Source organism: Rhizobium sullae, assembly GCF_900169785.1.
Lineage (GTDB): Bacteria > Pseudomonadota > Alphaproteobacteria > Rhizobiales > Rhizobiaceae > Rhizobium > Rhizobium sullae.
In genome coordinates, this window is the sequence record NZ_FWER01000037.1 from 90430 (window position 1) to 96671 (window position 6242).

7 protein-coding genes are annotated in these 6242 nt (G+C 60.3%); all 7 read right to left on the minus strand.

Features of this window, described 5'->3' with window-relative positions; translation table 11 throughout:
• Positions 1–49 precede the first annotated feature (49 nt).
• The 7 genes from BN1800_RS26805 to rimM all read right to left on the minus strand — a co-directional run bounded on the left by BN1800_RS26805 (position 50) and on the right by rimM (position 6168).
• Entirely contained in the window at positions 50–592 is a 543-nt protein-coding gene (locus tag BN1800_RS26805) for a SixA phosphatase family protein (RefSeq protein ID WP_087001863.1), read from the minus strand.
• Positions 593–695: 103 nt separating this feature from the next.
• Positions 696–2105 (minus strand): 3-isopropylmalate dehydratase large subunit, encoded by a 1410-nt coding sequence (gene leuC / locus BN1800_RS26810; RefSeq protein WP_027511779.1) that lies wholly within the window; start codon positions 2103–2105, stop codon positions 696–698.
• A 236-nt stretch (positions 2106–2341) separates the two neighbouring features.
• Complete coding sequence (locus BN1800_RS26820; protein WP_087001865.1) at positions 2342–3163, minus strand: amino acid ABC transporter permease; 822 nt, start codon at positions 3161–3163, stop codon at positions 2342–2344.
• Between the two features lie 16 nt (positions 3164–3179).
• Entirely contained in the window at positions 3180–3977 is a 798-nt protein-coding gene (locus BN1800_RS26825) for a basic amino acid ABC transporter substrate-binding protein (protein ID WP_087001866.1), read from the minus strand.
• A gap of 147 nt (positions 3978–4124) precedes the next feature.
• Positions 4125–4688: a 50S ribosomal protein L19 gene (rplS, locus tag BN1800_RS26830; RefSeq protein ID WP_027511776.1), complete on the minus strand. Its 564-nt coding sequence runs from the start codon at positions 4686–4688 to the stop codon at positions 4125–4127.
• A gap of 225 nt (positions 4689–4913) precedes the next feature.
• Positions 4914–5594 (minus strand): tRNA (guanosine(37)-N1)-methyltransferase TrmD, encoded by a 681-nt coding sequence (gene trmD / locus BN1800_RS26835; protein WP_027511775.1) that lies wholly within the window; start codon positions 5592–5594, stop codon positions 4914–4916.
• Between the two features lie 4 nt (positions 5595–5598).
• Positions 5599–6168 carry a ribosome maturation factor RimM gene (gene rimM, locus BN1800_RS26840; protein ID WP_027511774.1) on the minus strand — a complete coding sequence of 190 codons (570 nt, stop codon included), beginning with the start codon at positions 6166–6168 and terminating at the stop codon, positions 5599–5601.
• Positions 6169–6242 lie beyond the last annotated feature (74 nt).

Here is a 6242-nt window from a genome sequence, read left to right on the forward strand (position 1 = left end):
ACCTTCTATCTCCTCCTCTCCACCTTTGCGGCGAGGAGGAGATGGTTGCTCACCTGAGTTCACGCGGCGTCACGAAGCGTTCGAGGCGTCCGCTTCCTGGCGATATATCCGCCCAACGGTTCGCCTCAAACGCAATGATTGCCAAGCCGGCAGTGGGGAATTTGTCCTTCAGGCGCGCGCAAGCGTCTGGATCGCCATTGCCGACGAGATTGTTCGCGAGGTCCTGAAAACCGGGATTGTGTCCGACGAGCATGACTGTCCGGGCCGACGATTCAACCTTCTGGAGGATGCCGGCAATCCGCCCCGCCGGGGCTTCGTATAAGTCCGGCACGTCGCGTTCAGCAATCGAAGCGGAAAGTTTTTTCGCGACACGCTTCCATGTTCCCTGCGCGCGCTGAGCGGTTGATACCAGGACGAGGTCGGGAAAGAGCTTTTCACGCGCCATATAGGCGCCGATCAAGGGTGCAGCCTTTCGCCCGCGCTTTGCTAGCGGGCGGTCATGATCCGCGATATCGGCCGGCCAGGCGGATTTTGCGTGACGCAGAAGAAAAAGGCGAAGGTACTTCGGCGAAGGCTTGTTTGGCGCATTCATGCTGCTCACCTGAAAGGGCAGGAAACTATTGTCTCACCGAATGCGCATCTTGTCTTCTGGAGACGGCATGCCTCCCCTTCTAATCGAAGGGGAGGCATGGTCGTCAGTTCCACTCGCGGATATCGACGAAATGGCCTGCGATCGCAGCGGCGGCGGCCATAGCCGGGGAGACGAGGTGCGTGCGGCCCTTGAAGCCCTGGCGGCCTTCGAAGTTGCGGTTGGACGTCGAGGCGCAGCGCTCGCCCGGCTTCAAGCGGTCGTCGTTCATGGCGAGGCACATGGAACAGCCGGGCTCGCGCCAGTCGAAGCCGGCCGCCTTGAAGATCTTGTCGAGGCCCTCGGCTTCCGCCTGTTCCTTCACGAGGCCGGAGCCGGGAACAATCATGGCGTTGACGGTCGAAGCAACGGTCTTGCCTTCAACGACCTTGGCAACGGCGCGCAAGTCTTCGATACGGCCGTTGGTGCAGGAGCCGATGAAGACGCGGTCGATGTTGATCTCGGTCATCGGCGTGCCTGGCTTCAGGCCCATGTAATCAAGCGCGCGCCACTTGGAGGCACGCTTCGTTTCGTCCCGGATCTCGTCCGGGTTAGGAACGACGCCCTGCACCGAGACGACATCCTCCGGCGAGGAGCCCCAGGAAACGATCGGCGGCAGCTCGGCAGCGTTGAGCTTCACGACGCGGTCGAAATGTGCGCCTTCGTCCGACTTCAGCGTCTTCCAGTAGGCAATCGCCTGTTCCAGCGCCTCGCCCTTCGGCGCACGCGGCTTGCCCTTGATATACTCGAAGGTCGTCTCGTCGGGCGCAATCAGGCCGGCGCGGGCGCCGCCTTCGATCGACATGTTGCAGATCGTCATGCGGCCTTCCATCGACAGTGCGCGGATCGCTTCGCCGGCATATTCGATGACGTAACCCGTACCGCCGGCGGTGCCGATTTCGCCGATGATGGCCAGCACGATGTCCTTGGCGGTGACGCCTGCCGGAAGCTGGCCATCGACCTGCACCAGCATGTTCTTCGCCTTCTTCTGGATCAGCGTCTGCGTCGCCAGGACGTGTTCGACTTCAGACGTGCCGATGCCGTGGGCGAGCGAGCCGAAGGCGCCGTGGGTGGACGTGTGGCTATCGCCGCAAACGATCGTCATGCCCGGCAGGGTGAAGCCCTGTTCCGGCCCGATGATGTGCACGATGCCTTGGCGCTTGTCGTTCTCGGAGTAGTACTCGACCTTGAACTCGGCGGCGTTCTTGGCCAGCTGCTCGACCTGGATACGGCTTTCCTCGTTCTTGATGCCGAGATGGCGATCGGGCGAGGTCGGAACGTTGTGGTCGACGACGGCGAGCGTCTTTTCCGGGGCGCGAACCGTGCGGCCGGTCATGCGCAAGCCTTCGAACGCTTGCGGCGAGGTCACTTCGTGGACCAGATGGCGGTCGATGTAGAGAAGACAGGTGCCGTCTGCCTGTTCGTCGACCAGATGGTCGTCCCAGATTTTGTCATAGAGGGTACGCGGTGCGCTCATGGCTTTTCAGTCCGTTTTGGATGCAATGGGAAGGAATTGGCGGCAAGGCCGGCCGGCCGTCATTCGATCAGCGAAGTCGGCTGCTGAGCGCGCCGGAGACGGTCGCAAAGAAACGTGCCGGCAGGCGATAATGATCCTGCAGCACGAAAACATGCGCGCCAATGCATCTGAACTTGGATTCCATGGGCCTGCATATAGCGATTTTTCTCGGAAACGGCAATTCGAATCATGCAGTGTTACCGGCTGTGAGCCTTGCGCATCCGCTGCTCGACCTGCCGCAGCGCGAGCGACAAGCCAATCGTCAGGATCAGATAGATATAGGTGACGATTGAATAGGTCTCAAAGAAGCGGAAGGAGCCGGAGGCATAGACCTTGCCCATCTGCGTGATGTCGGAAACACCGAGCACGGAAACGAGGGAGCTGTCCTTCACCATCGAAACGAAGTCGTTGGAGAGCGGCGGAAAGATGACGCGGACCGCCTGCGGAAAGACGACCAGCCGGAAGCGGTGGTAGCGTGATAGGCCAAGCGCCTTGGCCGCTTCGATCTGCCCATGGTCGAGCGATTGAATTCCGGCGCGGAAAATCTCTGCGATAAAAGACGAATATCCGATCATCAGAGCGATGATCGCACGCCACATCAACGAGAGGTCGCGTACCAGGATCGGTTCCGCCAATCCGGCTTTCACAAATGGCGTGATCAGGAAATTATACGCGGCGACAATGCCCGGAGCGCCGACAAAAGCCACATAAAAGAGCAGCACGAGCATTGGGATGCCACGGACGATCTCGATATAGAAGCGGGATACTTGGCGTAGCGCGACGCTATCCGAAAGCCCGAGAAGAGCGATGCCGAGGCCAAGCAATGTCGCCAGCGCAAAGGCGACCAGCGTCACGAAGACGGTGACCCATACCCCGTTGACGACGGTGCGGAACACCTGCGCATAGACGCCGTTGGTGACGATGACGATCGCAAGGATGGCGCCGATCGTGGCAAGGGCGACCAGCCACCAGGGATAGTCGCCCTTGAGAGTTCCGGCAGGAGAAGGCTGCAGTGCCATCAGCGGCTGACCTGCATCATTCGCCCATCTTGTAGTCGAGGAACCACTGCTTGTTCAGCGCGTCGAGCGTGCCGTCGGCCTTCAATGCGGCGATCGCGGCGTTGACGGGGGCAACGAGATCGGAGCCCTTCGGGAAGATGAAGCCGAAATCCTCGGTGCCGAGCGGGCCGCCGATAACCTTGAGCGTGCTGCTCGAGGCATCGACATAGCCTTTCGCGGCAACGCTGTCGGTCAGCACGACATCGACGTCGCCGGCCTTCAGCGCCTGTACGGTGGCGCCGAAGGTTTCGAAGAGCTTGATGCGCGGGTTCTGCTCGTTGCCGTCAAGGATCTCATAGACGGCCGTGTAGAAAGGCGAGGTGCCCGGCTGTGCACCTACGAGGCCGTCCTTGAACTCACCGAAGGTCTTCGCGTCCGTGAAGCGGCTCTCATCGGCCCGGACCAGCATGAATTGCTGCGAGCGCATATAGGGATCAGAGAAATCCACTTTCTGCTTGCGGTCGTCCTTGATGGTGATGCCGGTCATGCCGATACTGTACTGATCGTCGGAGACGGCCTGGATCATCGCGTCCCAGCTCGTGTTCTGATACTCGACCTTGAAGTTCAGCCGCTTGGCGATCTCGTTCATCGCATCATATTCCCAGCCGACCTGCTTGCCGGATTTGGGATCGACGAATTGCAGCGGCGGGTAGGCATTCTCTGTGACGACGACCACCGTCTTGCCGCCAAGATCCGGCAAACTGGCACCAAGGGCCCCCAACGGCGAAAGAACGAGAGCGGCGAGGCTTGCAAGAATGGTGCGACGGATCGGCATCAGAAATCTCCAATCAATATGGCTAGGGGAAATTGTCATAGTTGCGAAGCGGATGGCAAGAGCATTGGCCCCGACGCCGCAGGCCGAAAACAGAAAAGGCGGCCCAAAGACCGCCTTTTCATACAGAGAATTTTGCGTTGGTAGAACTTATTCTGCCGTAGGCTCTGCAGCGGCTGCAGCTTCAGCTGCTGCCTTAGCTTCCGCGGCTTCAGCTGCTGCCTTGGCTTCCGCGGCTTCGGCTGCTGCCTTTTCGGCTGCGAGAGCCTGAGCTGCTGCAACCTTCTCGGCTTCGATGCGTGCCTTTTCCTCGGCAACAGCGGCGCGCTCGGCGTCGTTGAGCTTGCGGGCACGAACGCCGGTGTCTTCAACGATACGGGCGGACTTGCCGCGACGATCGCGCAGGTAATAGAGCTTGGCGCGACGGACCTTACCGCGGCGAACGACGTCGACGCTTTCGATCATCGGCGAGTAAACCGGGAATACGCGCTCGACGCCTTCGCCGTAGGAGATTTTGCGGACCGTGAAGTTCTCCTGCAGGCCACCGCCAGAGCGGGCGATGCAGACGCCTTCATAGGCCTGCACGCGCGTACGGGTGCCTTCTGTGACCTTGACGTTGACGCGGACGGTGTCGCCCGGGGAGAATTCCGGAAGCGTGCGCTTCGCTTCGATCTTGGCGGCCTGTTCGGCCTCGAGCTGCTGAATGATGTTCATCGTCTTAACCTTTATTTCTTCTGAAACAGCCAGAGCGCTCGATACATGATCCTTTGGACTCGCCTCGGGATTTTGCCCTTCGCGGGCGGGAGCGGATTCGCCATTCTTTGTTTACTGGCAGACGGGGATAACCCCATTTCCGCGTGCGCTACTACACGAAAGCCCGGGGCTTGTCATCCCTCGGACGGCATTTTTATGAGGCGGAGGCACCGATTCTCTGGCTTTTCAGTCCTTCAGCAGGTCCGGCCGCCTTTCCTTTGTCAACGCAACCGCCTGTTCATGCCGCCATTTTTCGATGGCGCCGTGATTGCCGGAGGTGAGGATCGCTGGAATTTCGCGGCCCTCCCATTCCTGCGGCCGGGTATAGTGCGGGTGCTCCAGCAACCCGCCCTCGAAACTTTCATGCAGGCCCGAGAGATCATTGCCCATGACCCCCGGCAGTATGCGCACGATTGCGTCGAGAACGATCAGGGCGGCGGGTTCGCCTCCTGAAAGCACGTAATCGCCGATCGAAACCTCTTCGAGCTCCCGTGCATCGATCACCCGCTGATCGACACCTTCGAAGCGGCCGCAGATGATGATCACGCCGTCGCCCGAAGCAAGCTCGCGCACGCGTTCCTGCGTCAGCGGCTTGCCGCGCGGGCTCATCAAAAGCCGCGGGCGAGTATCGTTTTCGGAGATGCTGTCGATCGCACATGCCAGCACGTCCGGCTTCAGCACCATGCCGGCGCCGCCGCCTGCGGGTGTGTCGTCGACGGTCCGGTGTTTATCGGTGGCAAAATCCCGGATCTGCACGGCATCCAGCGACCATTGCCCACGCTCCATCGCCTTGCCGGCGAGCGAACAGCTCAGATGCCCCGGAAACATTTCCGGGTAGAGTGTCAGGACGGTTGCCCGGAAACCCATGGCGTTACTTCTTTTTCTTCGGCTTGCCGGAGGCGAGCTTGGAGATTTCCTGCGGATCGTCGATAAGTCCTGCCGCTAGCGGGTCGATCAGGATCGTGCCGCCTTCGAGATCGATTTCGAGAACCGACGCTTCGGAGAAGGGAATGAGCACAGGTCGCTTGCCCGGCCCCTTGAGCTCCAGCAGGTCGCCTGCACCGAAGTCGAAAACGCCGGTAATGTTGCCGTAGCTGACGCCCTTTTCGTCCAGTGCCTCCAGCCCCTCGAGGTCGGCATAGAAGAATTCGTCTTCCTCCAGCTCGTCATCCGGCAGGTTGTCGCGCTCGATGTAAAGCTCCAGGCCGTTGAGCGCCTCGGCCGCATTGCGGTCGTTGATGCCGCGGAAGCGGACCACAACGACATTCTTCATCTCGCGGACCTCGAGGATCTCGAAGGTTCGTCCATCCATGCTGTGAAGATGACCATAGTCGCCGAGTGCCGTCGGGTCGGCCGTATAAGCCTTGGCGCGCACTTCCCCGCGGATGCCTTGTGCACCGCCGATCGTTGCCATCAATACGGGGTTTTCGAGCTTTGTCATGGGGCCCTTCATGTGAAGCCGGAAATCTGGCTTCTCATAAACGAAGTCTGCCGAAATGAAAACGAAAACGGGCG